The following is a 1,145-nucleotide window of genomic DNA, read 5'->3' on the forward strand; positions in this document are numbered from 1 at the left end:
CGGTCTTGATGAGGGCGGCCGGGTCGACGGCGTTACGGGCGGCGGCCCGCACGGCGGGGTCGGCGAAGGCGCCGGAGCGGGTATTGAGGTAGAGGGTGGAGGTGCGCGGTCTGGCGATCTCATGCAGGAGGTTCTTGTCCACGTTGCCGGCCTGGGCGACGGGAACGGCCTCGACGATGTCGGCGGTATCGGTTCTCAGGGCGGTTCCGCGGGCGGCGCCGTCGGGAACGTAGGTGACGTCGATGCCGGGGGCGGCGGCCTTCTTGCCCCAGTACTTGTCGTTGCGGTCCAGAGCGGCCGAGGCGCTGCCGTTGCTCTGCTTGAGGATGAAGGCGCCGGTGCCGTGGCCGACGGGGTCGACGGCGCCGTCGGAGGAGCTCGGGTAGGCGGCCGGGGAGAGGATGACGAGCTGGGGGCTGGAGACGCGCTGCGGCATGAGGGGGTCGGGGGCCGCGGTGGTCAGGAGGAGGTCCTTGCCGTCGGCCGTCGCGGTCAGGGTGATGCCGTCGAGGCTGCGGGGCGGTTTGGCGGCGGTAGCGGCGAAGGTGAGGGCGGCGGCGACGTTCTCGGCGCTCAGGGCGGTGCCGTCGTGGAAGGTGACGCCGTCGCGCAGGGTGAAGCGCCAGGTGGTCTCTCCCTCGCGCTTCCATGAGGTGGCGAGGAGCTCCTCGGCATCGCCGTCGGCGTTGAGCTTGGTGAGGGTCTCGGCGCACGACCAGCGAACGAGTTTGACGCCGTCATTGGTGAGCGGATTGAGCTTGCTCTCGGGGGCGTGGAACATGGCCAGGCGGATGCGGCCGTCGCCGGAGGAGCTGCGCGAGCAGGAGGCGATGGCGGCGGCGCCTGCTCCGACGCTGAGGGCGGCGAGGACCTGGCGGCGGGTGACGGCGGGGGCGGGCAAAGACATGGATGCTCCTTCGGGCCTGTGTCGGGGTGTCATCGGTCGAGGCGGTCGTCGTCAGTCAGTTGTTGCGGTCGGCAGGGTGGGAACGGCGTCGCGCAGGGCGCGGGTGGCCGGGTGGCTGGGTTGGGTGAGGATGTGGTGCATGGGGGCGTCCTCGACAATGGCACCGTCGTCCATGACCAGTGCGCGCCGGCAGACACGGGCGACGGCGGCCAGGTCGTGCGACACGACCAGTAGGGCC

The 1,145-nt window shown here is 71.4% G+C and carries 1 protein-coding gene and 1 pseudogene; both read right to left on the minus strand.

From position 1 onward, the window contains the following. Positions 1 to 907, minus strand: a 907-nt coding sequence (locus HMPREF0975_RS14265; protein WP_009234948.1) for an ABC transporter substrate-binding protein, incomplete at its 3' end; no start/stop codon positions are given. 51 nt (positions 908 to 958) lie between these two features. Then, positions 959 to 1,145 (minus strand): annotated as a pseudogene (locus HMPREF0975_RS15290) (peptide ABC transporter ATP-binding protein); the annotation flags it as partial.

This window comes from Actinomyces sp. oral taxon 849 str. F0330 (genome assembly GCF_000239715.1).
GTDB classification, from domain to species: domain Bacteria; phylum Actinomycetota; class Actinomycetes; order Actinomycetales; family Actinomycetaceae; genus Actinomyces; species Actinomyces johnsonii.